This is a genomic window from Streptomyces colonosanans (assembly GCF_001866645.1).
GTDB lineage: Bacteria > Actinomycetota > Actinomycetes > Streptomycetales > Streptomycetaceae > Streptomyces > Streptomyces colonosanans.
Map to the genome: position 1 here is coordinate 41,319 of NZ_MLYP01000053.1, position 25,753 is coordinate 67,071.

Below are 25,753 nucleotides of genomic sequence, written 5' to 3' on the forward strand. Positions count from 1 at the left end.
GCGGACACCCGCCCCCCGCGCGGCAGTACCTCCATTCGGGTCGGATCGTCGCCCTCATCTGGCGGCCGAACTCCCCGCCATGCAGGCTTGGTTCCCCCGTCGCGCGTCTCAAAGGACCAAGCCCATGAGCCTGCTGCCGCCCCTCGCCTCAGGACCCGAAGGACCCGACGCACTAAGGCCGTTGCTCACAACGGTCCTCGACGCCCTGGCGGAGGGCGCACGCGAACGCGGCGGACCACTGCCCGCAGGCGGACCTGACACGGTCGCCGCGCGACTGCGCTCCGCCGTCGGCGACGTACTGCCGCAAGAGGGCGACCCGGACGCCGTACGAGCCCTCGTCCGCGCCCTCGCCGAAGGCGCCGCCGACCCCGCCGACCCGCTGTGCGCCGCCCACCTGCACTGCCCGCCCCTCGCCGTCGCCACCGCCGCGGACCTCGCCGCCTCAGCCCTCAACCCCTCCCTCGACTCCTGGGACCAGGCCCCCGCCGCCTCCGAACTGGAGACCCTCGTCACCCAGGCCCTCGCCCGGCAGGCCGGCGCGGCCGACGCCCTCGTCACCACCGGCGGCAGCGAATCCAACCAGTTGGCCCTCCTCTTCGCCCGCGAGGCCCTCGGCACCGTCCGACTCGTCTGCTCATCCGCCTCCCATCACTCCCTGACCCGCGCCGCCTGGCTCCTCGGCCTGCCCGAACCCGTCGTCGTTCCCGCCCCGAACGGCACCCTCGACCCCGCGGCCCTCGACGAAGCCCTCAGCTCCCTGCGCGGACCCGTCCTCGTCGCCGCCACCGCCGGCACCACCGACGCCGGACTCATCGACCCCCTGCCCGCCATCGCCGACGTCTGCGCCACCCACGGCGCCCGCCTCCACATCGACGCCGCCTACGGAGGCGGACTCCTCTTCAGCGACCGCCACCGCTCCAAACTCACCGGCCTGGGCCGCGCCCACACCGTCACCCTCGACCTGCACAAACTCGGCTGGCAGCCCGTCGCCGCCGGCCTCCTCACCCTCCGCGACCCTCGCGACCTGCAAGCCCTCCACCACCGCGCCGACTACCTCAGCGCCGACGACGACACCGCAGCCGGCATCCCCGACCTCCTCGGACGCTCCCTGCGCACCACCAGACGCCCCGACATCCTCAAGATCGCCGTCACCCTCAAAACCCTCGGCCGCACCGGACTCGGCACCCTCGTCGACCAGGTCTGCGCCCACGCACACGAGCTCGCCGACCTCATCCGGGCACACCCCGCCCTCGAACTCCACGCGCCCCCCACCATCAGCACCGTCCTGTTCCGGCCCGCCAACGCCCCCGACGACACCGTCGCCGCGATCCGTCGCACCCTCCTGCGCGACGGCCGCGCCGTCCTCGGCCGCGCCCGGACGGACGGCCGCCTCTGGCTCAAGGCCACCCTCCTCAACCCTCACACCCGGCCCGGCGACCTGGCCGCACTCCTGAAACTGGTAGAAGGAAGCACCCCCCGATGACCATCCCCCCACAGCACGAACCCGATGCACCCCGCGACCTCGTCGGCATCGGCATCGGCCCGTTCAACCTCTCCCTCGCCGCCCTCGCCCAGCCCCTCACCCACCTCGACGCCGCCTTCTACGAGCAGCGCCCCCGCTTCGACTGGCACCCCGGCCTCCTCATCGACGGTGCCACCCTCCAAGTGCCCTTCCTCGCCGACCTGGTGACCCTCGCGGACCCCACCAGCCGCTGGACCTTCCTCAACTACCTCAAGACCCGCGAACGCCTCTTCCCCTTCTACTTCGCAGAGCGCTTCCACATCCAACGCGCCGAATACGACGCCTACTGCCGCTGGGTCGCCGGCAACCTCCCCGGACTCCACTTCGGCCACCAGATCGACGCCATCCGCTGGAACGCCGCGCGCGACGCCTTCGACATCGACTTCACCCACCTCGACATCGACGGCACAGTCACGTCCCTCGGCCGCGCCCACGCACGCAACATCGTCCTTGGCATCGGCACCGAACCCCATGTGCCCGAACCACTACAGCCCCTCGTCGACGCCCCCGACGTCCCCGTCCTGCACGCCGCGGACTACCTCGGACGCCGCGACACCCTCCTGGCCGCCGAACACATCACCGTCATCGGCGCCGGCCAGTCCGGCGCCGAGGTCTTCCTCGATCTGCTCCGCCACCGCCCCACGGGCCACGAGAAGATCCACTGGCTCGCCCGCACCGAAGCCTTCGCCCCCATGGAGTACTCCAAGCTCGGCCTGGAGCACTTCACCCCCGACTACACCCGCTACTTCCACGGCCTCGCCGAACCCGCACGCGACCGCCTCGTCTCCGCCCAATGGCAGCTCCACAAGGGCATCGGCGCCGACACCATCGCCGCCATCCACGACGAGCTCTACCAGCGCACCCTTCACGGCGGCTGGCCCGACACCGTCCTCACCCCCGGCGTCCACGTCCGCACCGCCGACCACATCGCCACCGGCACCGTCGAACTCCAGCTGGAACACACCCAGCAGGGCACCCGCTCCCGCCACACCACCAACGCCGTCGTCCTCGCCACCGGCTACCGCGAACGCCCCCTCGGCCGCATCCTCGCCGGACTCGACCCGTACCTCCAGCGCGACCGCAGCCGACGCCTCAGCATCGACGACCAGTTCCGCCTGGTCCTGGACCCCTCCATCACCGGGTCCGTCTACGTCCAGAACGCCGAACTCCACACCCACGGCATCGGCGCCCCCGACCTCGGCCTCGCCGCCTGGCGCAGCGCCACCATCCTCAACTCCCTCACCGGCAAGGAGCCCTACCCCCTGCCCCGGCGAACAGCCTTCACCACCTTCGGACTCCACCCGCACGGGCAGACCGCACCCGACCACATGGCCGAAGCCCTCGTCGACCAGGCGTGAGAAATCCGTCCCCGCCACGGATCCGGCCCGGTGCGGCCGGATCCGCACACAACACGACGCCGACGACAGCTGCACACCGACCACAGCGGCGCACCAGCCATCGTCGACGCCGTCGACATGACCCCGGGCTACTAGAACACCGGCGCACCGTTCCGCGTGAGCTTCCAGTCCACCGAAGCGAAGTCCTTCGGATCCAGGACCCCCTTCGCGGTCACCCACTCCGCGATCCGGGTCCGGATCTCCGTCGACTCCGACCACAGTTCCTTTGCCGACGCCACATACGGGAAGGCACCACCGCCATTGGCACGGTAGTTGTTCACCGCGAACACGAACTCCTGCGCGTCATCCAGCGCGGCACCATTGAACGTCAGGTTCTTGATACGCGAACCCGCCGGCTGAGCGATGTCGATGTCGTACCGCAGGCCCGACACATAGTCATAGTTGTAGTCAGGACGGTTGTTCGCGTTGGTCAGCTTGTCCACGTCCACCACCGCATCGGCGGCCGTCTGCACGAAGTACCCCGCCGAGTACTCCAGGTACGCACGGACCTGCGCACCCGTCATCAGCTTCGCGACCAGCGTGTTGTCGTACACATACAGACTCGACAGATCCCGGATCGTCACATCGCCCGCCGGGATCTGAGACGTGCGAGAGAACGGCGACGCCTGCGAGATCACCGGCAGCGACGCATACGCGCCACCCGCCATCGCCGCCTTGACCACGTCCTCCTGCACCTTGTTGATCAGGTCGATGATCGAGGCGTCCTTGTAGCGCGCGTCCACCGTCGTCAGGGTCTCGGTGGCCTTGCCGACGACCTGGTTGACGTACTTCACCACCGCCGCGTGCTGCTCCGACAGCAACTTGGTGATCTCCGGGTCGTCAGGAACCGTGTTGGAATTGCGCAGCGAAGCCGCCACCGACTCCACCTGCCACCGGCCCTTCTCGAAGACCAGCTCGATGTCGAAGAGCGTCAGCCGCTCCGCGTAGCACAGCGGTTCCGACAGGACGACCGTCTTCCCCGTCTGCTCATTGGTGACCCTCAGCTCCGGAATCTCCGCATGCGCGTGACCGACCAGAATCGCATCGATACCCGGCACCTGCCGGGCCACGTTCGCGGCCGCGTTCTCCACATACGGAACCTGGTCACCGTACGACGACGTGCCGTCGGAACCCGAGTGCGCCGACACGATGACCACGTCCGCACCCATGGACCTGAGCTTCGGCACCCACTTCGCCGCCTGCTCCTCCAGACCCGGGAACGTCAACTTCCCTTGCACATAAGCCTTGTCCCAGATCGCGATGCCCGGGTTGGTCAGACCCAGCACCGCAACCTTCACCGGCGCCCCGCCCGGTGCGTGGAACGTCTTGATGACGTACGGCGCGAAGGCCGGCTTCAGCGTCTTCGCGTCCAGCGCGTTCGCGCCCAGCAGCGGGAAGTCGCACTGCGACTCGAACTTCCGCAGCGTCTCGATGCCGTAGTTGAACTCGTGGTTCCCGAGCGCCACCGCGTCGTACCCGATCGCGTTCATCGCGCGCGCCATCGGATGCACCGGCCCGCCCTTGGCCGTGATCGGGTCGACTTTCGCGTAGTAGTACGCCAGCGGTGTGCCCTGAATCGTGTCGCCCGCGTCCACCAGAAGGGTGTGGTCCCGGCCCTTCTCCTCGCGCACCTGGTTCACCAGCGTCGAAATCCGCGACAGGCCCTGCGCGTTGCCCGCCGTGTCGTTGTACGTCGCGTCCTTGAAGTAGTCCCAGTTGAAGACGTGCCCATGGAGATCGGTGGTGCCCATCACGGTCAGCGAGTACCGCTTGGGACCCTTCTGCGCCGGCGCGGCCGGCGCGGCCTGCGCCGCCGGAGCCGCCACGGCACCGGTCAACGCCACCCCCGCTCCGGTTGCAGCGGAACTTGTGAGGAACTTCCGGCGGTTCAACGGCATGTCTCTAACTCCTCGAGGGAACGGTCAATGACGGGCGCCAATGACGCGCGTAGATTGTGGCCCGCCGTGACCCATCGCAACAGCCCTCACAGGTTTCGATCTGATGACCGGAAAGCGACCACTGACGGACCATCGGTGACAGAGCGGGACGTATGACCCCCGGCCCGCGCACCACCCGAGCCGACACCCGTCGCCTACGGCACCCCCACCGCGTCGCCGCGGACGTCAAGGGGCCCGCGTAGCCCTCCGATGCTCATCGGAGCGCCCCAACGCACAACTCGCTGCTTGTCAAGACGGTTTCATGTAAAAGTTGGTGAGCAGTCACACACCACCAACCCCCTACCGGCCGGTAAGGCCTAGGGTCGAACCATGCGCCGAGCGAAGATCGTCTGCACACTGGGGCCCGCCACCGACTCCTACGGCCAGATCAAGGAACTGGTCGAAGCCGGAATGGACATCGCCCGCTTCAACCTCAGCCACGGCGACTACACCGACCACGAGCAGCGCTACCAGCGCGTCCGCGAAGCCTCCGACGAGACCGGCCGCACCGTCGGAATCCTCGCCGACCTGCAGGGCCCGAAGATCCGACTCGGCCGCTTCACCGAAGGCCCCGTACTCCTCGAACGCGGAGACACCTTCACCATCACCGTCGAAGAAGGCGCCGAAGGCGACCGCCAGACCTGCGGAACGACCTACCCCGGGCTGGCGTCCGACGTCACTCCCGGCGAACGCATCCTCATCGACGACGGCAAGGTCACCCTCGAAGTCACCTCCGTCGACGGCCCCCGCGTCCACACCACCGTCGTCGAAGGCGGCATGGTCTCCGACAACAAGGGCCTCAACCTCCCCGGCGTCGCCCTCTCCGTCCCCGCCCTCTCCAAGAAGGACGAGGACGACCTCCGCTGGGCCCTGCACGCCGGCTTCGACGTCATCGCCCTCTCCTTCGTCCGCAGCGGCAGAGACATCAAGGACGTCCACCGCATCATGGACGAAGAAGGTCGCCGGCTCCCCGTCATCGCCAAGATCGAGAAGCCCCAGGCCGTCGCGAACATCGACGACATCGTGGCCGCGTTCGACGGCATCATGGTGGCGCGCGGCGACCTCGGCGTCGAAATGCCCCTGGAACAGGTCCCGATCGTCCAGAAGCGCGCGATCAAACTCGCCAAACGCAACGCCAAACCCGTCATCGTCGCCACCCAGATGCTCGACTCGATGATCGACAACTCACGCCCGACCAGGGCCGAGGCCTCGGACGTGGCGAACGCCGTGATCGACGGCGCGGACGCGGTGATGCTGTCCGGCGAGACCAGCGTCGGCAAGTACCCCGTGGAGACGGTCAGGACGATGGCACGCATCGTCGAAGCGGCGGAGGAGGACATCCTCGCCAAGGGCCTCCCGCCCCTGACCGACCGCAACAAGCCCCGCACCCAGGGCGGCGCCGTAGCCCGCGCGGCAGCGGAGATCGGCGACTTCCTCGGCGCCAGGTTCCTCGTCGCCTTCACCCAGTCCGGCGACACCGCCCGCCGCCTCTCCCGCTACCGTTCCCCGATCCCGCTCCTCGCCTTCACCCCCACCCCGGCCACGCGCTCCCAGCTCAACCTCAGCTGGGGCGTGGAGACGTTCCTGGGCCCGCACGTCGACTCCACGGATGCGATGGTGGGCCAGGTCGACGAACTGCTGCTGAAGTACGGCCGCTGCGAGAAGGGCGACATCGTGGTGATCACGGCGGGTTCCCCGCCCGGGGTCTCGGGGGCGACGAACATGGTGCGGGTACACCACATCGGCGAGGACGACAGCCCGCGGTAGATGGCGCGTACGCGCGGCCAGCGCCAGGGCTCGTTCGCGAGTGCCGATGTCGTACATGTGGCCACTTTGTGCGACTGGAGGTGACCGCGTGCAGCAAAAAGCGGAGGTTCACGAGAACGTGAACCTCCGCTACGCCTGACCTTGGAATCAAAGGTGAAGTGCCCCGGGTGGGATTCGAACCCACGCTGTCGGTGGTTTGAGCACCGGGCCTCTACCGCTGGGCTACCGGGGCTTCCTCTAATACGAAGGTTGGCGGTCGCCCGCCGTGCTCCACCCTACCGCAGCTAGGTACGCTTCTGGGAGCAGTAACCTGCCTGCACTGAACGAGGAGCCCCCGTGACCGCCCCCGAGTCGCCCCAGCCTGTCGCCGCCGACGACGACACGTCGCACGTGCCTCCGCTGACGACCCGTGTCGTCATCGCCGAGGACGAGGCGCTCATCCGCCTCGACCTCAAGGAGATGCTCGAGGAAGAGGGCTACCACGTCGTCGGTGAGGCCGGCGATGGTGAGCGGGCCGTCGAGCTGGCCCGTGAGCACAAGCCCGACCTCGTCATCCTCGATGTGAAGATGCCGAAGCTCGACGGCATCTCGGCCGCCGAGAAGATCGCCGAGGAGCGCATCGCCCCGGTGCTGATGCTGACCGCCTTCTCGCAGCGTGATCTCGTGGAGCGGGCGCGGGACGCGGGTGCGATGGCGTATCTGGTGAAGCCGTTCAGCAAGAGCGATGTCGTACCGGCGATCGAGATGGCCGTCTCCCGGTTCACCGAGTTGAAGACGCTGGAGAAGGAGGTCGCGGACCTCGCGCAGCGGCTGGAGACCCGCAAGCTGGTCGACCGGGCGAAGTCCGTTCTGCAGACCGAGTACGGGCTGACCGAGCCCGCCGCTTTCCGGTGGATTCAGAAGACCTCGATGGATCGGCGCATGTCCATGCAACAGGTCGCCGAGGCCGTCATCCAGGACGGCGAGGAGAAGAAGGCCGCGAAGGGCTGACGTCCCGCGGTACAGCGTGCACTGGAGAGGCCCGCACCCGTTGTCCCGGGTGCGGGCCTCTCGTGTACGCCTGGTAGGGGTGGCGCTCAGTCTTCGCCGAGGTAGGCCTTGCGGACGGACTCGTCATGGAGCAGGTCCTGTCCTGTGCCGGACAGGACGATGTTGCCGATTTCCATGACGTGGCCCTGGTCGGCGAGGGACAGTGCCGCCTGGGCGTTCTGTTCGACGAGCAGGATGGTCGTGCCCTGGGACTTCAGCTCGGCGATCGTGGACATGATCTTCTGCATCATGATCGGTGAGAGGCCCATGGAGGGTTCGTCGAGCATGAGGAGTTTCGGCCGGGACATGAGGGCGCGTCCCATGGCGAGCATCTGCTGTTCGCCGCCGGAGAGGGTGCCCGCGGCCTGCTTGCGGCGTTCACCGAGGATGGGGAAGAGGTCGTAGGCCCGCTGGATGTCCTTTTCGATGCCTTCCTTGTCCTTGCGGAGGAAGGCGCCGAGCTGGAGGTTCTCCGCGATGCTCAGACGGGGGAAGATGTGCCGGCCTTCGGGGGAGTGGGCGAGTCCGAGGGCGACGATCTTGTGGGCGGGGACGCCGGTGAGTGGTTTGCCGTCGAAGGTGATCTTGCCGGCGGTCGGCTTGAGCAGGCCGGACAGGGTGCGCAGGGTGGTTGTCTTGCCGGCGCCGTTGGTGCCGATGAGGGTGACGACCTGGCCGGCGTCGACGCTGAAGGAGATGCCTTTGACGGCTTCGATCTTGCCGTAGGCGACCCTGAGGTCTTCGACCTCGAGTAGTGCGGTCACTGGGTTTCTCCCTTGGTGCTGCCGGTGGTGCTGTCTGCGGGTGCGTCGGCGGCGGCTTCCGCGGCTGCGACCTCGGCGGCTTCCTCTTCTCCGGGTTCGCCTTCGAAGGGGGTGCCGAGATAGGCGGCGATGACGCGTTCGTCGGCCTGGACGATGTCGGGGGTGCCTTCGACGAGCTTCTCGCCCTGGACGAGGACGGCGACGCGGTCGCAGAGGTTGAAGATGAAGCGTATGTCGTGCTCGATGACGAGGACGGCGATGCCCTTGTCACGGATGGCGAAGACGAGTTCTTCGGTGGCCCGTGTCTCTTGGGGGTTCATGCCGGCCGTGGGCTCGTCGAGCAGGAGTAGTCCTGGTTCGCTGGCCAGTGCTCGTGCGATCTCCAGCTTGCGCTGTTCGCCGTAGGGCAGGTTGCGTGCGAGGTGGTCGCGTTTGTGGGCGAGGCCGACGAAGGAGAGCAGCTCCATGGCCCGCGCTTCGGACTCCTTCTCGGCCTTCTTGAAGCCGGGGCCGCGCAGGAGGGCCGACCAGAGGCCTTCCTTGGTGCGGGTGTGGCGTCCGACGAGCACGTTTTCCAGGACGGTCATGTTGGCGAAGAGCCGGATGTTCTGGAAGGTGCGGGCGATGCCCGCCTTGGTCACCAGGTGTGGCTTCGGGGGAAGGACGGTGCCTTGGTAGGAGACCGTGCCTTCCGTGGGGACGTACAGGCCGGTGAGGCAGTTGAAGAAGGTGGTCTTGCCGGCGCCGTTGGGGCCGATGAGGCCGACGATTTCGCCGCTGTTGACGGTGAAGTCGACGGAGCGCACGGCGGTGAGGCCGCCGAAGCGCATGGTGACGGCGCGGGCTTCGAGTACGGGTGTGGTCATGGTGGTCAGGCCCCCGCCTTGGTGACGGCCGGTTCGTCGGGGAGTGTTCCTTGTTCTGGTTCGTCGGGGCCGTTCTCGTGGAACTCGAGCTGGTGGCGGCGGTTGGCGATGATGCCTTCCGGCCTGAAGCGCATCAGCAGGACGAGTGCGATACCGAAGGCGAACAGCTCGTAGTTCTTGAGGAACTGGAGCTTTTCGGGGATGAGGTAGAGCAGGCTGGCGCCGAGCAGGGGGCCGCTGACGGTGCCCATGCCGCCGAGGACGACGGCGGCGAGGAGGAAGGCGGAGTTGGGCGGGGCGGCGCCGGCGAACTGGTAGGGCTGCGGGTTGACGCTGTAGTTGACGTGGGCCATGACGGTGCCGGCGAGTCCGGCGAGGGCGGCACCGAGGGCGAAGGCGATGAGCTTGACGCGGAATCCGTTGATGCCCATGGCGGTGGCGGCGGTCTCGTCCTCGCGGATGGCGATCCAGGAGCGGCCGATGCGGGAGTCGGCGGCGCGGGTGAAGACGAGGACGACGATGGCCGTGAAGATGAGCATCAGGAAGAGGTAGTTGGCGAATCGGCCGAGGGTGAAGGAGCCGAGGTCGTGGGCTTCGCCGAGGTCGAATCCGAAGACTTCGAGGTCGGGGATGCGGGAGATTCCGTTGGGCCCGTTGGTGAGGTTGGGGCCGGAGACGCCGTCGAGGTTGTTGACGGCGATACGGAAGATCTCTCCGAAGCCGAGGGTGACGATGGCGAGGTAGTCGCCGCGCAGGCGCAGGGTGGGTGCGCCGATGAGGACGCCGAAGACGAGGGAGGCGGCCATGCCGGTGAGGGCGGCGGCCCAGAAGGGGAACTGGACGCCGGAGAACCGGGAGAACTCGGAGCCGGAGACGAGGGCGGCGGCGTAGGCGCCGACGCCGAGGAAGGCGACGTATCCGAGGTCGAGGAGTCCGGTGAGGCCGACGACGATGTTCAGGCCGAGGGCGACGGTCGCGAAGACGAGGATGCTGACGCCGAGGTTGGCGTTGTGGTCTTCGGACTGGGTGAAGGGGAAGACGGCGACGGCGACGAAGGCGAGGGTGGCGGAGAAACCCTTGTGCCGGGCGCTGATGGCCGCGTAGCGGTCGAGGAGTCCGGCGTGGACGAGGGCCCAGGCGGTGAAGACGGCGACGAGGAGGTAGCCGATGAAGGTTTCGCTCTCGTCGTCGTTGATGCCGATGCCGTAGGTGAAGACGACGAGGGCGAGGGCGGTGCCGACGGTGATGACGGCGCGTTCGGCGAGGGCGGGCAGCTTGCCGGGGCGAGGCTGGTCGGGCTTGGTGAGGTAGCCGCGGATGCCGGTGCCGGGGTCGGGATGGGGCAGTGCGAGGGCGCCGATGACGGGGAGTGCGGAGGCGATGACCGCCACGTAGGCGCCGGGGTCGAGGTTGACCAGGCCGCCGAGGTCGACGGCGATCGCGATGGCGGTGTACCAGCAGACGGCGAAGGCGGAGAGGGCCGTCAGGAGGACGGGGGTGGTGGCGCCCGCGGGGTTGAGCCGGTGCAGTCCTCGTACGTTCCACAGGGTGAGGGAGTACAGGAGGGTGAGGGCGCCGGCGACGATGGCGAGGATCTGGAGTCCTGCCGGGTAGCCGTAGATGGTGAGGTCGCCGGGGAAGTCGGGGGTCCAGGTCCAGCTCATGAAGGCGCTGGCGATGGTCCCGATCGCGCCGGCGGTGACGAGGGTGTGGGCGACGGCCGGGGGGAGCGGGACGGGCCCGTGCTCGGGCGCGGTCGTGGTGCCGGTGGTGTTGGTCATGGTGGTCACGCCCTGTCCGCGACGCGTTCGCCGAGCAGGCCTTGTGGCCTGAAGAGGAGTACGAGGATGAGGAGGACGAAGGCCCATACCGCGGCCCAGCCCTGTCCGCCGAACTGCTCCATGCCGGGGATGTCGGCGATGTAGGCGGTGGCCAAAGCTTCGGCGAGGCCGAGGACGAGGCCGCCGAGCATGGCGCCGTAGATGTTGCCGATGCCGCCGAGGACGGCCGCGGTGAAGGCCTTGAGGCCGGCGATGAAGCCCATGCTGTATTCGACGGAGCCGTATTTGACGCCGTAGGCGACGCCGGCGACGGCGGCGAAGAAGCCGCCGATGGCGAAGGCGATGACGATGATGCGGTTGGTGTCGATGCCCATCAGCTGCGCGGTGCCCGGGTCCTGGGCGGTGGCCTGCATGGCGCGACCGGTGCGGGAGAGCCGGACGAAGAAGGCGAGGGCGGCCATACAGAGGGGGGCGGCGACGATGAGGAAGACGTCGCCGCTCTGGATGTTGACGGAGCCGAGGTGGTAGGGCCCGAAGGGGAGCTGGGGGAAGACTCGGGCGGCCTTGGCGTCGGGGTACCAGTTGAAGACGGCCTGCTGGAGCGCGAGGGAGAGGCCGATGGCGGTGATGAGGGGGGCGAGGCGTGGTGCTCCGCGCAGGGGGCGGTAGGCGAAGCGTTCTGCGCCGACGGCGATGAGCACGGAGACGAGTGCGCCGCCGAGGAGCATCGCAGGTAGGGCTATCCACATGGATATGCCGTCTGGCAGGGCGAGGTAGACCGAGAGGGCACCGAAGCCTCCGGTCATGAAGATCTCGCCGTGGGCGAAGTTGATGAGCTGGACGATGCCGTACACCATCGTGTAGCCGATGGCGATCAGCCCGTACATCGAGCCGAGGAACAGCCCGTTGGCCAGCTGCTGCGGCAGGGTGTTCACCGCATGGCCTCCATGTGGTGGGAGAGTCGGGGTAGAAGGCGGGCCGCGCGGTGACGGTGGTCTGCGCCGCGCGGCCCTGGGTGTTGCGGTGGGCTGTTCCGGTCAGCTCTTGGGCTCGAAGTTGCCGCTGTGGACGGACTTCCACTCGCCGTTCTTGACCTGGTAGACGGTCAGCTGCTTGTTGGTGGTGTCGCCGAAATCGTCGAAGGCGATCTTGCCGGAGATGCCGTCGAAGGAGTTCTTCTGGACGGCTTCGACGACCTGTGCGCGGGCGTCGGAGGGGAGCTTGCCGTCCTTCACGACCTGGCCGACGGCCTTGATGATGGCGGTGGTGGCGTCGTAGGAGTAGCTGCCGTAGGTGCCGTAGTCGCCGGGGTACTTCTTGGCCTTGTAGGTGGCGACGAAGTCCTTGGCGGCGGGCAGGGTGTCGACGGGGACACCGATGGAGGTGACGAGGTCGCCCTCGGATGCCTTGCCGGCGGTCTTGATGTAGGTCGGGGAGAACATTCCGTCGCCGCCGAAGAGCGGGATATTGGCGCCCGCGTCCTTGAGCTGCTTGGTGAGGACCTCGGACTCGTCGTACTGACCGCCGTAATACAGCAGGTCGGCACCCGAGTTCTTGATCTTGGTGACGAGGGTGGAGAAGTCGCGGTCGCCGGTGCTGACGTGGTCGGTGCCGGCGACCTTGCCGCCGAGTTTGGTGAACTGTTCCGTGAAGATCTTGGAGAGGCCGGCGCCGTAGGTCTGCTTGTCGTCGACGACGAAGGCCTTCTTCTTCTTGAGGCCGTTGTAGGCGTAGTCCGCGGCGAAGCCGCCCTGGAGGACGTCGGTGGTGGCGGTGCGGAAGTACGACTTGTAGGGGCGGACCTTCTTGGTCTGCCAGTCCTTGCCCTGGCTGAGCTCGGGGGAGGTGTTGGAGGGCGAGATCTCGACCATGTTGGCGGTGTCGAAGACCTGCTGCATCTGCGTGGCCACGCCGGAGTTGAGGGGGCCGACGACGCCGATGACGCTGGAGTCGGCGACGAGCGCGGTGGCGTTCTGCTGGCCGGTGGCGGGCAGCGCCTTGTCGTCCATGGCCTTGAGCTTGAAGGTGACGCCGGGGACAGTGTGGTTCTTGTTGGCGTCATCGACGGCGATCTGGGAGCCGTACTGGATGCCGAGGCCGGTGGCGGAGTTCGCGCCGGTGAGCGGGGCGTCGACGCCGATGGTGACGGTGATGTTGCTCTTGTCGCCGCTCTTGTTGCTGTTGTTGTCGCGGGAGCCGCACGCGGTGAGAGTCAGAGCTCCGGTCGTGAGAACGGAGGTGAGGATCACCAGAGAACGCTGTCGCACAATCAGTCCTTTCCGCAAGCACGGCCGTCCCGTGCGGGGGTGGCGCGAGTGCCGCGCTGGTACCGAACTCCCGATGGAGCGGTGACTGGCCGTGACTCTAGGCCCGGTCTTACGGAATAGGCATGGTCGTGCGCTGGCTTGTGACTTTCTTGTTATGACGTGCGGGTTGTCGGGCTTCGGGGAAGGTGGATCTTGGCCGGTTTGGCGGAAATTCCGTGTAGCGCACACACTTATTGAATGTGTAATTCCGCTTGGCTGTGGCAGGCCCGGAACGGGTGGTCGCGGGTCGCTCGGAGGGGTTCGGAAAGGTCACCGGGGTGGCACTGCGGAGGATGAAGCAGTGATCTTGTATTGCGCGCGTGTTACGCAGTGTTACGTGTTACACAGTGTCACATCTGGAAAAGGGCATCAGGATTCAGTGGTAATCCGGAACAGTCGGATACGGATATCTCGAGTCCGATGCGGTGTGTTGTACCGGCGCGCGCGGTAATGGACGCGTTGGGTGCGGTCCGGGCGCGGCGTCCGGTGAAGCCGGTCTCGCCGCCGCAGCCGGTGCCGGGCGGTCCGCCGCGGACGGAGATGCCGAGTCGGCGGGTGGCGGGGGAAGGGGTGGTGGCTCGCCGGACAACTCCCGCGTACGCGGGCTCCGTTCCGTTCACGGGCCAGGGCGGCAGCTTCGGCTCGGGAATGCGGTGGAGGGCGCGTCGGGTGACAGCGGGAAAGCGGTGCCCGTGACGGTGAGGGCTGCGGCCGCGTCCAGGGCGGCGGCGCGTGCGGCGGTCTGGGTCGCCCGTGGCTCACGCGGGGCGACGTGCCGCCGATGGTGTCGTGGCTGCTCGGGTGCGACCGGTCTGCTGCCGCTCCTGGCCGGGGCGTGGGGGCCGGCCGGAAAGGTGCGTGATGTGGCGTGCGCGGACGGGGAGTTGAGGAGGCGGACGGGGGTGGTGCGGCAGGGGGCGTCCGGGTGCCGCGGCCACCCCCTGGGAGTCAGCCCGCCGCGGGGACCTGGTCCGCGTCGCCCTGCTTCACGTCGCGCAGCAGGCAGGTGAGGCGGGCGCTGCACACGCGCTTGCCGTCCTCGTCGCTGATCACGATCTCGTACGTCGCGGTGGAACGCCCCCGGTGGACGGGGGTGGCGACACCGGTGACCAGGCCGGAGCGCACCCCGCGGTGGTGGGTGCAGTTGAGGTCGACACCGACGGCGATCTTGGAGATGCCGCCGTGCAGCATGGAGCCGACCGAGCCGAGGGTCTCGGCGAGGACGGCGGAGGCACCGCCGTGCAGCAGGCCGTACGGCTGGGTGTTGCCCTCCACCGGCATGGTGCCGACGACCCGCTCCGCGGAGGCCTCGAGGATCTGGACGCCCATGCGGGTGCCGAGGTGTCCGGCGGAGAAGAGGGCGGGCAGGTCGACGCCGAACGCGGCGTACTCGTCGATGACTTCCTGCGGGAACTTCACGGTGTGCTGCTCGCCCATGGGCACGGCTCCGTTCGTCGGTGATCGGTCACACGGCTGGTGGCTGAGCAAACGCTCAGTCGGCCGCCGATTGTTCCAGGCGGACCACGACGGACTTGCTCGCGGGGGTGTTGCTGGTATCGGCGGTGGCATCCAGCGGGACCAGGACGTTGGTCTCCGGGTAGTAGGCGGCGGCGCAGCCGCGTGCGGTGGGGTAGTGCACGACGCGGAAGCCGGGGGCGCGCCGCTCGACGCCGTCCTTCCATTCGCTGACCAGGTCGACGTACGAGCCGTCCGCGATGTTCAGCGAGCGGGCGTCCTCGGGGTGGACGAGGACGACGCGACGGCCGTTCCTGATGCCCCGGTAGCGGTCGTCCAGGCCGTAGATCGTGGTGTTGTACTGGTCGTGCGAGCGCAGGGTCTGCAGCAGCAGGCGGCCCTCGGGCAGTTTCGGGTACTCCACGGGGGCCGCGGTGAAGTTGGCCTTGCCGGTGGCGGTGGGGAAGCGGCGCTCGTCGCGGGGGGCGTGGGGCAGTGTGAAGCCGCCGGGGCGGGCCACGCGCGCGTTGAAGTCCTCGAAGCCGGGGATCACGCGCGCGATGCGGTCGCGGACGGTCGCGTAGTCCTTCTCGAACTGCTCCCACGGGACCTTGCTGCCGGTGCCGAGTACGCGGCGGGCGAGGCGGCACACGATGGCCGGTTCGGACAGCAGGTGAGGGCTTGCGGGTGCCAGGCGGCCCCGGGAGGCGTGCACCATGCCCATGGAGTCCTCGACGGTCACGAACTGCTCTGTGCTCTCCCCGTTCGGGCCGACCTGCAGGTCGCGTTCGGTGCGGCCGAGGGTGGGCAGGATCAGGGCGCGTGCGCCGGTGACGGTGTGCGAGCGGTTCAGCTTGGTCGACACGTGCACGGTGAGGCGGGCGCGGCGCATGGCGGCCTCGGTCACTTCGGTGTCGGGCGATGCGGAGACGAAGTTGCCGCCCATCGCGAAGAAGACCTTCGCCTCGCCGTCGCGCAGGGCGCGGATGGCCCGTACGACGTCGTAGCCGTGCTCGCGCGGGGGTGCGAACCCGAACTCCTTCTCCAGGGCGTCCAGGAAGGCGGGTGCGGGGCGTTCGAAGATGCCCATGGTGCGGTCGCCCTGGACGTTCGAGTGGCCGCGCACGGGGCACACGCCCGCGCCGGGCCGGCCGATGTCGCCGCGCAGCAGAAGGAAGTTGACGACCTCGCGGATGGTGGGGACGGAGTGCTTGTGCTGGGTGAGGCCCATGGCCCAGCACACGATGGTGCGCCGGGAGGCGAGGACCATGCGCAGGGCCTGTTCGATCTCCTCGCGGGTGAGACCGGTCGCGGTGAGGGTCTCGTCCCAGTCGGCGGCGCGCGCGGCCGCGGCGAACTCCTCGAAGCCGTGGGTGTGTTCGCGGACGAACTCCTCGTCGACCGCGCCGTCCGTCTGCAGGATCAGCTTGTTGAGGAGGCGGAAGAGGGCCTGGTCGCCGCCGATACGGATCTGCAGGAACAGGTCCGTGAGGGCGGCACCCTTGAGCATGCCCTGGGGGGTCTGCGGGTTCTTGAAGCGCTCCAGGCCCGCCTCGGGCAGCGGGTTGACGCTGATGATCGTCGCGCCGTTCGCCTTGGCCTTCTCCAGGGCGGAGAGCATGCGCGGGTGGTTCGTGCCGGGGTTCTGTCCGGCGACGATGATCAGGTCCGCCTTGTAGAGGTCCTCCAGCAGGACGCTGCCCTTGCCGATGCCGATGGTCTCGGAGAGCGCGGAGCCGGACGACTCGTGGCACATGTTCGAGCAGTCGGGCAGGTTGTTGGTGCCCAGTTCGCGGGCGAAGAGCTGGTAGAGGAACGCGGCCTCGTTGCTGGTGCGGCCCGAGGTGTAGAAGACGGCCTCGTCGGGGGAGGAGAGCGCGGTGATCTCCTCGGCGATGATGTCGAAGGCGCGCTCCCAGCTGACCGGCTCGTAGCGATCTCCGCCTTCGGGGAGGTACACGGGATGCGTCAGGCGTCCCTGCTGGCCCAGCCAGTAGCCGCTGCGGCCGGCGAGGTCGGTCACCGGGTGGGCGGCGAAGAACTCCGGGGTGACCCGGCGCAGGGTGGCCTCCTCGGCGACCGCCTTCGCGCCGTTCTCGCAGAACTCCGCCGTGTGCCGGTGGTCGGGCTCGGGCCAGGCGCAGCCCGGGCAGTCGAAGCCGTCCTTCTGGTTGACCCGCAGCAGCGTCAGCGCCGTGCGCCGCACACCCATCTGCTGCTGGGCTATGCGCAGGGTGTGCTTGAGGGCGGGCAGCCCCGCGGCGGCGTGCTTCGGCTCGGCGACCTGCGGCGCGTCCTGAACCGGGTCACCCTTGGGCGGCTTGCTGGCCATCTCGGCTCTCCCCTTCGCTTACCCGTGTGAGGTATGTCTCCGATCCTCGCACGCGGCGGTGGCGCGGCCGCAGCCCGGGACCGGACGGCTTTCGCTGTCAGTGGGGCGTGGCAGGATCGAGGGCGTGGCAGAGACAGCATCGAAGAAGACCGAGAAGACCTCCGGCGGCGGCCGTCCGCGGCTGATGCTCATGGACGGGCACTCCCTCGCGTACCGCGCGTTCTTCGCGCTGCCCGTGGAGAATTTCACGACCGCGACCGGCCAGCCGACGAACGCGATCTACGGCTTCGCGTCGATGCTGGCGAACACTTTGCGTGACGAGATGCCCACGCATTTCGCGGTGGCGTTCGATGTCTCCCGCAAGACGTGGCGCTCCGAGGAGTTCGCGGAGTACAAGGCGAACCGTTCGAAGACGCCGGACGAGTTCAAGGGCCAGGTCGAGCTGATCGGCGAGCTGCTGGACGCGATGCACGCCCCGCGTTTCGCGGTCGAGGGCTTCGAGGCGGACGACGTCATCGCCACGCTCGCCACGCAGGCCGAGGCCGCGGGCTTCGAGGTGCTGATCGTCACCGGCGACCGCGACTCCTTCCAGCTGGTCACCGAGAACACGACGGTGCTGTACCCGACGAGGGGTGTGTCCGAGCTGACCCGGTTCACCCCGGAGAAGGTGTTCGAGAAGTACGGGCTGACGCCGGCGCAGTACCCGGACTTCGCTGCGCTGCGCGGCGACCCGTCGGACAACCTGCCGGGCATCCCGGGCGTCGGCGAGAAGACGGCCGCGAAGTGGATCAACCAGTTCGGTTCGTTCGCGGAGCTGGTCGAGCGTGTCGACGAGGTCAAGGGCAAGGCGGGGCAGAACCTGCGCGACCACCTGGAGTCGGTGAAGCTGAACCGCCGGCTCACGGAGCTGGAGCGGCGCGTGGAGCTGTCGAAGGCGGTCGCGGACCTGGAGCGGGCGGCGTACGACCGCAAGGGCGTCGCCATGGTTCTGGACACGCTGGAGATCAGGAACCCCTCGCTGCGTGAGCGGCTCTTCGCCGTCGACCCCGGCGCCGAGGAGGCCGAGACGACACCGGTCGCGGCGGACGGCGTCGAGCTGGACGGTGCGGTGCTCGGGGCGGGCGAGCTGAAGCCGTGGCTCGCCGAGCACGGCGAGCAGCCCCTGGGTGTGGCCACCGTCGACGCGTGGGCGCTGGGCGCGGGCGCGGTGGCCGAGATCGCGCTGGCCGCGGCCGACGGGGCGGCGGTGTGGTTCGACCCGGCGCAGCTGGACGAGGCCGATGAGCAGGCGTTCGCGCAGTGGCTCGCCGACCCGGCCAGGCCCAAGGTGCTGCACAACGCCAAGGGCGCGATGCGGGTCCTGCCCGAGCACGGTTGGTCCCTCGACGGTGTGACCATGGACACGGCGCTCGCGGCGTATCTGGTCAAGCCGGGCCGGCGTTCCTTCGCACTGGACGCGCTGTCGCTGGAGTACCTCGGGCGGGAGCTGGAACCGGCGGCCGCGGCGGACGGTCAGCTCGCGTTCGGGGCGGACGAGGGCGCCGAGGCCGAGGCGCTGATGATCCAGGCCCGCGCGATCCTCGACCTCGGCCAGGCGTTCGAGGAGAAGCTGCGGGAGGTCGGTGCGGCGGACCTGCTGCGCGACATGGAGCTGCCCGTCTCCGCGCTGCTGGCCCGCATGGAGCGGCACGGTATCGCCGCGGACCGCACGCATCTTCAGGCGATGGAGCAGATGTTCGCGGGCGCCGTGCAGCAGGCGGTGAAGGAGGCGCACGCGGCGGCGGGGCACGAGTTCAACCTGGGCTCGCCCAAGCAGCTTCAGGAGGTCCTCTTCGGTGAGCTGGGCCTGCCCAAGACCAAGAAGACCAAGACGGGTTACACGACGGACGCGGATGCGCTGGCGTGGCTCGCCACCCAGACGGACAACGAACTGCCGGTGGTCATGCTGCGCCACCGTGAGCAGGCGAAGCTGCGGGTGACGGTCGAGGGCCTGATCAAGACGATCGCGGCGGACGGCCGGATCCACACGACGTTCAACCAGACGGTCGCGGCGACGGGCCGTCTGTCCTCGACGGACCCGAACCTGCAGAACATCCCGGTGCGGACGGACGAGGGCAGGGCGATCCGCCGTGGCTTCGTGGTCGGTGAGGGCTTCGAGTCCCTGATGACGGCGGACTACAGTCAGATCGAACTGCGCGTGATGGCCCATCTGTCCGAGGACGAGGGCCTGATCGAGGCGTTCACCTCCGGCGAGGACCTGCACACCACGGTCGCCTCCCAGGTGTTCGGGGTCGGCCGCTCGGCGGTGGATGCCGAGATGCGGCGCAAGATCAAGGCGATGTCGTACGGCCTGGCGTACGGCCTGTCGGCGTTCGGTCTGTCCCAGCAGCTGAACATCGAGGCGGCGGAGGCCCGTTCCCTCATGGACACGTACTTCGAGCGCTTCGGCGGAGTGCGGGACTATCTGCGCCGCGTGGTGGACGAGGCGCGGGCCACCGGCTACACGGAGACGCTCTTCGGCCGCCGCCGCTATCTGCCGGACCTGAACAGCGACAACCGCCAGCGCCGGGAGATGGCGGAACGCATGGCGTTGAACGCGCCGATCCAGGGCACGGCCGCGGACATCGTCAAGATGGCCATGCTGAACGTGGACCGGGCCCTGCGCGAGTCCGGCCTCAAGTCCCGCATGCTTCTGCAGGTCCACGACGAAATCGTCCTGGAAGTCGCCCCGGGTGAGCGTGGGAGCACCGAGGAGCTGGTCCGCCGCGAGATGGCGGGCGCGGTACGCCTGAGGGCACCCCTGGACGTCTCGGTGGGCGAAGGGGTCGACTGGGAGTCGGCGGCGCACTAGGCGTCGCGTCAGAGGATCGCCGGGCGTAACCGCCCGGCGATCAACGATGTCCGGTATGCGGGGCCGATGAAAAGGTGAGGTGAGCCCGGCCGGCTTGCGCGCCTGGTAAAGCGTGCATGACCAAAGGGGAAATTGGGGCACCAACAGGTGCCCGAATGACTGAAGTTGTCGTAGGGTCACTTGGTTGCCGCGTCGGGGGCGTGGTCGCGCACAGGCAACAGCACGACAGCACATGCGGTCGTCGACGGGAGGGGTCATTTTGGCGGCGCATTTCGGCAACAGGCTGCGCAAGGGCGCGGCCAACACGGCTGTGGCCGCGGTCGCGGTCGCGGCTCTCGCGGCGTCCCAGGGGCCGGGAGCGACCACCGACAACCAGGGCAGACCGACCAGCGGCACGCAGGCGACGCAAGACGCGGGCGGCGACGCCGGCGGCACGGCCACCGGCAACGGCCGCTATTACACCGACCTGCCGCCCCTCAGCAGCCCCACCGAGTCACCCGGCCCGGGCCTTGATCCCACCACCGACCCCACCATCGGCCCCGGTTCCACCGGCGGCTCCGAGGCCGGCATACCGGCCACCGTTCTCGACGCCTACAAGAAGGCGGCGGCCGAGGCCCGGACGTCCAAGTCGGGCTGCAACATGCCCTGGCAACTGCTCGCCGCCATCGGCAAGGTGGAGTCCGGCCATGCACGCGGCGGCCGGGTCGATGCCCAAGGCACGACCCTCTCGCCGATCCTCGGTCCCAAGCTCGACGGAAGCAGCGGTTTCGCGCGGATCCTGAACTCCGACGGCACCTACGCCCGCGCCATCGGCCCCATGCAGTTCCTCTCCACCACCTGGGACTGGGCGGGCCGTGACGGCAACGGCGACGGCGTCAAGGACCCCAACAACATCTACGACGCCGCCCTCGCCGCCGCCCACTACCTCTGCCGTGTCGACCGCGACATGTCGGTCCAGGCGGAGATGAACGCGGCGATCCTGAGCTACAACAACTCGCGGGACTACCTGAACACCGTCCTGTCCTGGTACGCCTACTACAGCAAGGGCACCCACTCCATCCCGGACGGCACGGGCCCGCTGCCCTCGCGCCGTAGCGACGACAACTCCGGCGCGAGCCCCACCCCCACGCCGCCGAAGACCCGGAAGCCCAGTACCCACAAGCCCAGCGGCGGCGGCTCCACCGGCTCCACCCCGTCGCCGCCCGCCGACCGCACCCCCACGCCGAGTCCGAAGCCCACGCCGCCCTCGAAGCCCACGCCGCCCTCGAAGCCCACGCCCACGCCCACGCCGACCGACACCGTGGACCACCTGGCGGACCGCGGCACCGGCAGGCTCTCGGCCATGGCGGGCGACACATTCGACCGGAAGGTCGCGGTCGAGGCCGTGACCAAGGCGGGCAAGGCCGTGCCGAAGGTCCGCGTGCGGTTCACGATCATCGGCGACACGGACGCCACGTTCACCGGCGGCGAGACCGTCGCGACCGTCGCCACCGACAGCTCGGGCAAGGCCACCGCGCCCGCGCTCGTCGCCGGAGAGAAGACCGGCACCTTCAAGGTCCGCGCCCTCCTCGTGGGCCGCTCGGTCACCGGCCTCGACTACACGGCCACCGTCACCGAGCGGGAGGCCGACACCCTCGCCCGCACCGGCGACACCGAGTTGACCTGCACTCCGGGCGGCGAGTTCGCGAACCAGGTCGAGGTGAAGGCGACGTACAAGGGCGCCGTCGCGGACGGTGTCGCAGCCACCGCCACCCTCATCACGTCCTCTTCCGACCCGGCCGAGAACGACAAGGGCCCCTTCTTCAAGGACGCGGACGGCAAGCCGGTACGCGCCCTCACCGGCCTCAAGACCGACGCGAACGGCCTGCTCAAGCTCCCGAAGCTGTACGCCGACAACACGACCGGCACGTTCCTGCTCCGCATCGGCACCGCGGGCGGCGCGACCCTCACGGTCGAACTGAAGGTCGCAGCGGCCACCTCCTGAGTTCCACGAACGTCGGCGGCGCCCCTCCCCTGGCGGAGGGGCGCCGTCTTGCGTGCAGCGACCCGGCGCCCGCCGAGGCCGTGGAACCCGGGCCGGTCAGTGCCTGATCCGCGCGTTGGTGTGCCGGGTCGGTTCCGCGCCGGCCGGGTCCTCGGGCCAGGGGTGCTTGGGGTAGCGGCCCCGCAACTCGGCCCGTACCGCCTTGTAGCCCTCCCGCCAGAAGGAGGCGAGATCGGCGGTGACGGCGGCGGGCCGCCCGGCGGGGGAGAGCAGATGCACGAGGACGGGCACGCCCGCGAGCGAAGGCGACTCCTGGAGCCCGAACATCTCCTGCAGCTTGACGGCGAGGACGGGCCGCTCGGGGTCGGCATAGTCGATCCGGATCCTGGACCCGCTCGGTACGGCGATCCGCTCGGGGGCCAGCTCGTCGAGGCGGGAGGCCTCCCCGGTCGACCAGGGCAGCAGCCGGGCGAGAGCCTGACCCGCGTCGATCCGCGCAAGGTCGGCACGCCGCCGGGCACGGCCCAGCTCGGGCTCCAGCCACTCGTCCACGCGCGCGTGGAGCGCGTCGTCGCGGACGTCCGGCCAGGGATCCCCCAGGTGCAGTCGCAGAAAGGCGAGCCGCTGCCGCAGGACGCGGGCCTCCGGGGACCACCGCAGCAGACCGACCCCCTCGTCCCGCAGCCCTTCCAGGAGGGCTCCCCGTACGAGGGCGGGGGCGGGGTCCCGCAGCGGCCGCACCGTCAGCTCGACAGCCCCGAGCCGTTCGACGCTCCGGGCCACCACATCCCCGTCGGCCCAGTGGACCTCATCCCCCTCGGCATGCAGGGCGCCCGCGGCCCGCAGTGCCACGTCCTCGTGGACCGCCGCGGCGAGCCCCACACGCGCGTGCCCCGCGCCGACGGGCCGGTCGGCGACGGCGACGGCGAGCCACGGGGCACCGCGTAGCCCCGACCCGTCCCGCGGTTCCGCGCGGGTGCCGTTCACCATGAGATACGAACCGCCGTCGGCCCGTGCGAGCCGCTCGGGGAAGGCGAGGGCGGCGACGAGACCGGCCGCCTCATCGTCCCGGGCCCCGGCCGCACCTCCCGCGTCGCGGGAAAGGGCCCGGGAAGGCCCCTGGGACGGGCCATTCACCGAGGCGCGCAGCCGGCGTGTCTCGTCCCGCCAGCGGGCCGCATAGGCGTCGCCTCCGCGCCGGGCCGTCCGCCACGCCGCCGCCAGGTCGTCGCCGTACTCCCGCGGCGGCTCCTCGCTCAGCAGGGCGACCACCTCGGCGGCCCGCTCCGCGCCGATCTGCGGGGCAGCGTCCAGCAGCGACCGCGCCAGCCGCGGATGCAGACCGAGCCGGGACATCTCCACCCCCCGCCGCGTGGCCCGTCCGGCCGGATCCACCGCGCCGATCGCCGCCAGCACCGACCGCGCCGCCGCCATCGCCCCGCCCGGGGGCGCGTCCAGGAGCGCCAGTCCCGACGCGTCCGGGTCGCCCCAGCACGCAGCCTGCAACGCGAACGCCGTCAGATCGGCGAGCCTGATCTCCGGCGCCGGGAAACGGGGCAGCCGCGCGTCCTCCGCCTCGGACCAGCAGCGATAGACCCGGCCCGGCCCCTCGCGCCCCGCCCGGCCCGCGCGCTGCCGCCCCGCCGCCTGCGAGGCCCGCACTGTCGTCAGCGCGCTCAGCCCACGCGCATGATCCACCCGCGGCTCCCGGGCCAGCCCGGAGTCGACGACCACCCGCACTCCCGGCACGGTCAGCGACGACTCCGCCACGGCCGTCGTCAGCACCACCCGCCTCCCGGTACCGGCCGACAGCACCGCGTCCTGCACGGCCGCGGGCGCCCGTCCGTGCACCTGGAGCACCTCGACGTCCCCGAGGTCCCCCAGCCGTTCCGCCACGCGTGCGATCTCCCCGACGCCGGGCAGGAAGCACAGGACGTCCCCCGCGCACTCCACGAGCGCCCGCCGCACCACCGACGCCACATGCGTCAGCAGGGCCGGATCCACGCGCATCCCGTGCGGCGGCCGGACGGGACGCGCGGGCGGAGCCCACACCACCTCGACGGGATACGACACGCCCTGCGCCTCGACGACCGGCGCCCCGCCCAGCAGCCGGGACCAGCCCTGCGCGTCCGTCGTCGCGGAGGCCGCCACCAGTTGCAGCCCGGGCCGCAGGGCCTCCTGTACGTCCAGCAGGAACGCCGCGACCGTGTCGGCGTCCAGATGCCGCTCATGGCACTCGTCGAGCACGACCACGTCGACGCCCGCCAGCTCCTGGTCCCGCTGCAGCCGCTGGAGCAGCACACCGGTCGTGACGACCTCCACGCGCGTGTGGCGCCCCACCACGCGCTCCCCGCGCACCGTGTACCCCACGCTCTCGCCGGGCTTCTGCCCGAGCAGCCATGCCATCCGCCGTGCCGCGGCCCGCGCCGCGATCCTCCGCGGCTCGGCGACGACCACGCGGCGCGCGGGGCCGCCGCCGACGAGCCCCGCGAGGACCAGCGGCACGAGCGTGGTCTTGCCGGTACCGGGCGGCGCGCACAGCACCGCGACACCATGCTCGTCCAACGCGCCCTGAAGTGCGGGGACGGCGGAACGGACGGGAAGACGGTCGAGGGCGTCGTGGTGGATCACCGCACCAGTGTTCCAGGCGGCCACCCAGGTGGTGTCCGTGCACGCACCCCGGGCGGACCGGCCCCCGGTCGCCTCAGTCCCTCTCGCACACGAAGATCGCCGTCCCCGGGATCAGGCTGCCGCGCAGCGGCGACCACCCACCCCACTCCGTCGTGTTCCAGGCGGGCCACTCCGGCTCGACCAGGTCGACGAGCCGGAAGCCGGACGCCACGATGTCCCGGACGCGGTCGCCGAGGGTCCGGTGGTGCTCGACGTACACCGCCCGGCCCCGCTCGTCCTGCTCGACGTACGGCGTGCGGTCGAAGTACGAGCCTGACACCGAAAGGCCCTCGGACCCCGGCTCGTCCGGGAACGCCCAGCGGACGGGGTGTGTCACCGAGAAGACGAAGCGGCCGCCGGGACGCAGCACCCGGCGCACCTCACGCAGGACCAGGACCGGGTCGGCGACGAAGGGCAGCGCCCCGTACGCGGAGCACGCCAGGTCGAAGGAAGCGTCCCGGAAGGGCAGGGCACCCGCGTCGGCCTGGACGAGAGGGAAGGCCCCGCCGATGCGGAGGGCGTGCTGCAGCTGGCGGTGGGAGAGGTCCAGAGCCACCGGCCGTGCGCCCTGGGCGGCCAGCCAGCGCGCGCACTGGGCCGCGCCGGCGCCGATCTCCAGGACGTCCCGACCCGTGAGGTCCTCCGACGGGCCGAGCAGCTCCGCCTCCGCCTCGTCGAGCCCCTCGGGACCCCATACGAAGCGGTCGTCGCCGAGGAACGCGCCGTGCTCGGTCTGGTACTCGTCCGCGTTCCGGTCCCACCAGCCCCGGTTGGCGCGGGAACTCTCCGCGCCGCCCGCCGCGCGGCGGGCGGCTTCGGGCTCGAACGGTTCGGGCTCTTGGATGATCGGCTCCCTCGTCGTACTCTTCCGTCCATCCGCTTCGGCGGTGTCACGCAAGAGGCTGTCCCAGGCCTGTGCGGCCTGTCGTATCACTCGACAGGCGGCAGGCTCAGCACGGTGTTTGTGCCGGATATGGGGCGATCCGCCCTGGGTGTGCGCTTCGCGCATTGACCCTGCCCGGCTGCCCCCGTATGCTACAAGTTGCGCTGCGGGCCTGCGCACCTCAGACGTAGCAGGCTGCGCTCGCATCT

General features: G+C 69.8%; 16 protein-coding genes and 1 tRNA gene. 6 read left to right on the top strand and 11 right to left on the bottom strand.

The window, feature by feature from the left end; translation table 11 throughout:
- The first annotated feature begins 124 nt into the window (after positions 1-124).
- Both BIV24_RS20580 and BIV24_RS20585 read left to right on the top strand, forming a co-directional pair.
- Entirely contained in the window at positions 125-1,483 is a 1,359-nt protein-coding gene (locus BIV24_RS20580) for a pyridoxal phosphate-dependent decarboxylase family protein (RefSeq protein WP_071367848.1), read from the top strand.
- Complete coding sequence (locus tag BIV24_RS20585) at positions 1,480-2,880, top strand: lysine N(6)-hydroxylase/L-ornithine N(5)-oxygenase family protein (protein ID WP_071367849.1); 1,401 nt, start codon at positions 1,480-1,482, stop codon at positions 2,878-2,880. Before BIV24_RS20580 ends, BIV24_RS20585 begins: the two co-directional genes overlap by 4 nt.
- A gap of 131 nt (positions 2,881-3,011) precedes the next feature.
- On the opposite strand, the gene BIV24_RS20590 is transcribed toward BIV24_RS20585, so the two are convergent.
- Positions 3,012-4,817 carry a bifunctional metallophosphatase/5'-nucleotidase gene (locus BIV24_RS20590; RefSeq protein ID WP_071367850.1) on the bottom strand — a complete coding sequence of 602 codons (1,806 nt, stop codon included), beginning with the start codon at positions 4,815-4,817 and terminating at the stop codon, positions 3,012-3,014.
- 369 nt (positions 4,818-5,186) lie between these two features.
- Here BIV24_RS20590 and pyk point away from each other — a divergent pair, with 369 nt between their 5' ends.
- A complete protein-coding gene (pyk, locus tag BIV24_RS20595; protein ID WP_071367851.1) occupies positions 5,187-6,623 on the top strand; it encodes a pyruvate kinase in 1,437 nt (478 codons plus the stop codon).
- A 159-nt stretch (positions 6,624-6,782) separates the two neighbouring features.
- Here pyk and BIV24_RS20600 read toward each other — a convergent pair.
- Positions 6,783-6,855: transfer RNA gene (locus BIV24_RS20600), tRNA-Leu, on the bottom strand.
- 104 nt (positions 6,856-6,959) lie between these two features.
- Here BIV24_RS20600 and BIV24_RS20605 point away from each other — a divergent pair.
- Positions 6,960-7,613 (top strand): ANTAR domain-containing response regulator, encoded by a 654-nt coding sequence (locus BIV24_RS20605; protein ID WP_071367852.1) that lies wholly within the window; start codon positions 6,960-6,962, stop codon positions 7,611-7,613.
- Between the two features lie 86 nt (positions 7,614-7,699).
- Here the strand turns inward: BIV24_RS20605 and BIV24_RS20610 are convergent, their stop codons facing one another.
- The 7 genes from BIV24_RS20610 to BIV24_RS20640 all read right to left on the bottom strand — a co-directional run bounded on the left by BIV24_RS20610 (position 7,700) and on the right by BIV24_RS20640 (position 17,156).
- The gene (locus BIV24_RS20610; RefSeq protein ID WP_071367853.1) at positions 7,700-8,416 is read right to left on the bottom strand and encodes an ABC transporter ATP-binding protein; all 717 of its coding nucleotides are present in this window, start codon (positions 8,414-8,416) and stop codon (positions 7,700-7,702) included.
- Positions 8,413-9,282, bottom strand: coding sequence for an ABC transporter ATP-binding protein (locus BIV24_RS20615; protein ID WP_071367854.1), 870 nt, complete (start codon positions 9,280-9,282; stop codon positions 8,413-8,415). Before BIV24_RS20615 ends, BIV24_RS20610 begins: the two co-directional genes overlap by 4 nt.
- A 5-nt stretch (positions 9,283-9,287) precedes the next feature.
- A complete protein-coding gene (locus tag BIV24_RS20620) occupies positions 9,288-11,063 on the bottom strand; it encodes a branched-chain amino acid ABC transporter permease (protein WP_071367920.1) in 1,776 nt (591 codons plus the stop codon).
- Between the two features lie 5 nt (positions 11,064-11,068).
- Complete coding sequence (locus BIV24_RS20625) at positions 11,069-11,998, bottom strand: branched-chain amino acid ABC transporter permease (protein WP_071367855.1); 930 nt, start codon at positions 11,996-11,998, stop codon at positions 11,069-11,071.
- A 102-nt stretch (positions 11,999-12,100) separates the two neighbouring features.
- Positions 12,101-13,330 (bottom strand): branched-chain amino acid ABC transporter substrate-binding protein, encoded by a 1,230-nt coding sequence (locus BIV24_RS20630; protein WP_245766876.1) that lies wholly within the window; start codon positions 13,328-13,330, stop codon positions 12,101-12,103.
- A 987-nt stretch (positions 13,331-14,317) separates the two neighbouring features.
- Complete coding sequence (locus BIV24_RS20635; protein ID WP_071367856.1) at positions 14,318-14,806, bottom strand: PaaI family thioesterase; 489 nt, start codon at positions 14,804-14,806, stop codon at positions 14,318-14,320.
- Positions 14,807-14,861: 55 nt separating this feature from the next.
- Positions 14,862-17,156, bottom strand: coding sequence for an FdhF/YdeP family oxidoreductase (locus BIV24_RS20640; RefSeq protein ID WP_071367857.1), 2,295 nt, complete (start codon positions 17,154-17,156; stop codon positions 14,862-14,864).
- A gap of 124 nt (positions 17,157-17,280) precedes the next feature.
- Here BIV24_RS20640 and polA point away from each other — a divergent pair, with 124 nt between their 5' ends.
- Both polA and BIV24_RS20650 read left to right on the top strand, forming a co-directional pair.
- Positions 17,281-20,007, top strand: coding sequence for a DNA polymerase I (gene polA, locus BIV24_RS20645; protein ID WP_071367858.1), 2,727 nt, complete (start codon positions 17,281-17,283; stop codon positions 20,005-20,007).
- Between the two features lie 259 nt (positions 20,008-20,266).
- Entirely contained in the window at positions 20,267-21,991 is a 1,725-nt protein-coding gene (locus BIV24_RS20650; protein WP_071367859.1) for a lytic transglycosylase domain-containing protein, read from the top strand.
- Between the two features lie 96 nt (positions 21,992-22,087).
- Here the strand turns inward: BIV24_RS20650 and hrpB are convergent, their stop codons facing one another.
- Entirely contained in the window at positions 22,088-24,622 is a 2,535-nt protein-coding gene (hrpB, locus tag BIV24_RS20655; RefSeq protein ID WP_071367922.1) for an ATP-dependent helicase HrpB, read from the bottom strand.
- A 73-nt stretch (positions 24,623-24,695) separates the two neighbouring features.
- Complete coding sequence (locus tag BIV24_RS20660) at positions 24,696-25,559, bottom strand: class I SAM-dependent methyltransferase (RefSeq protein WP_425442578.1); 864 nt, start codon at positions 25,557-25,559, stop codon at positions 24,696-24,698.
- Between the last annotated feature and the right edge of the window lie 194 nt (positions 25,560-25,753).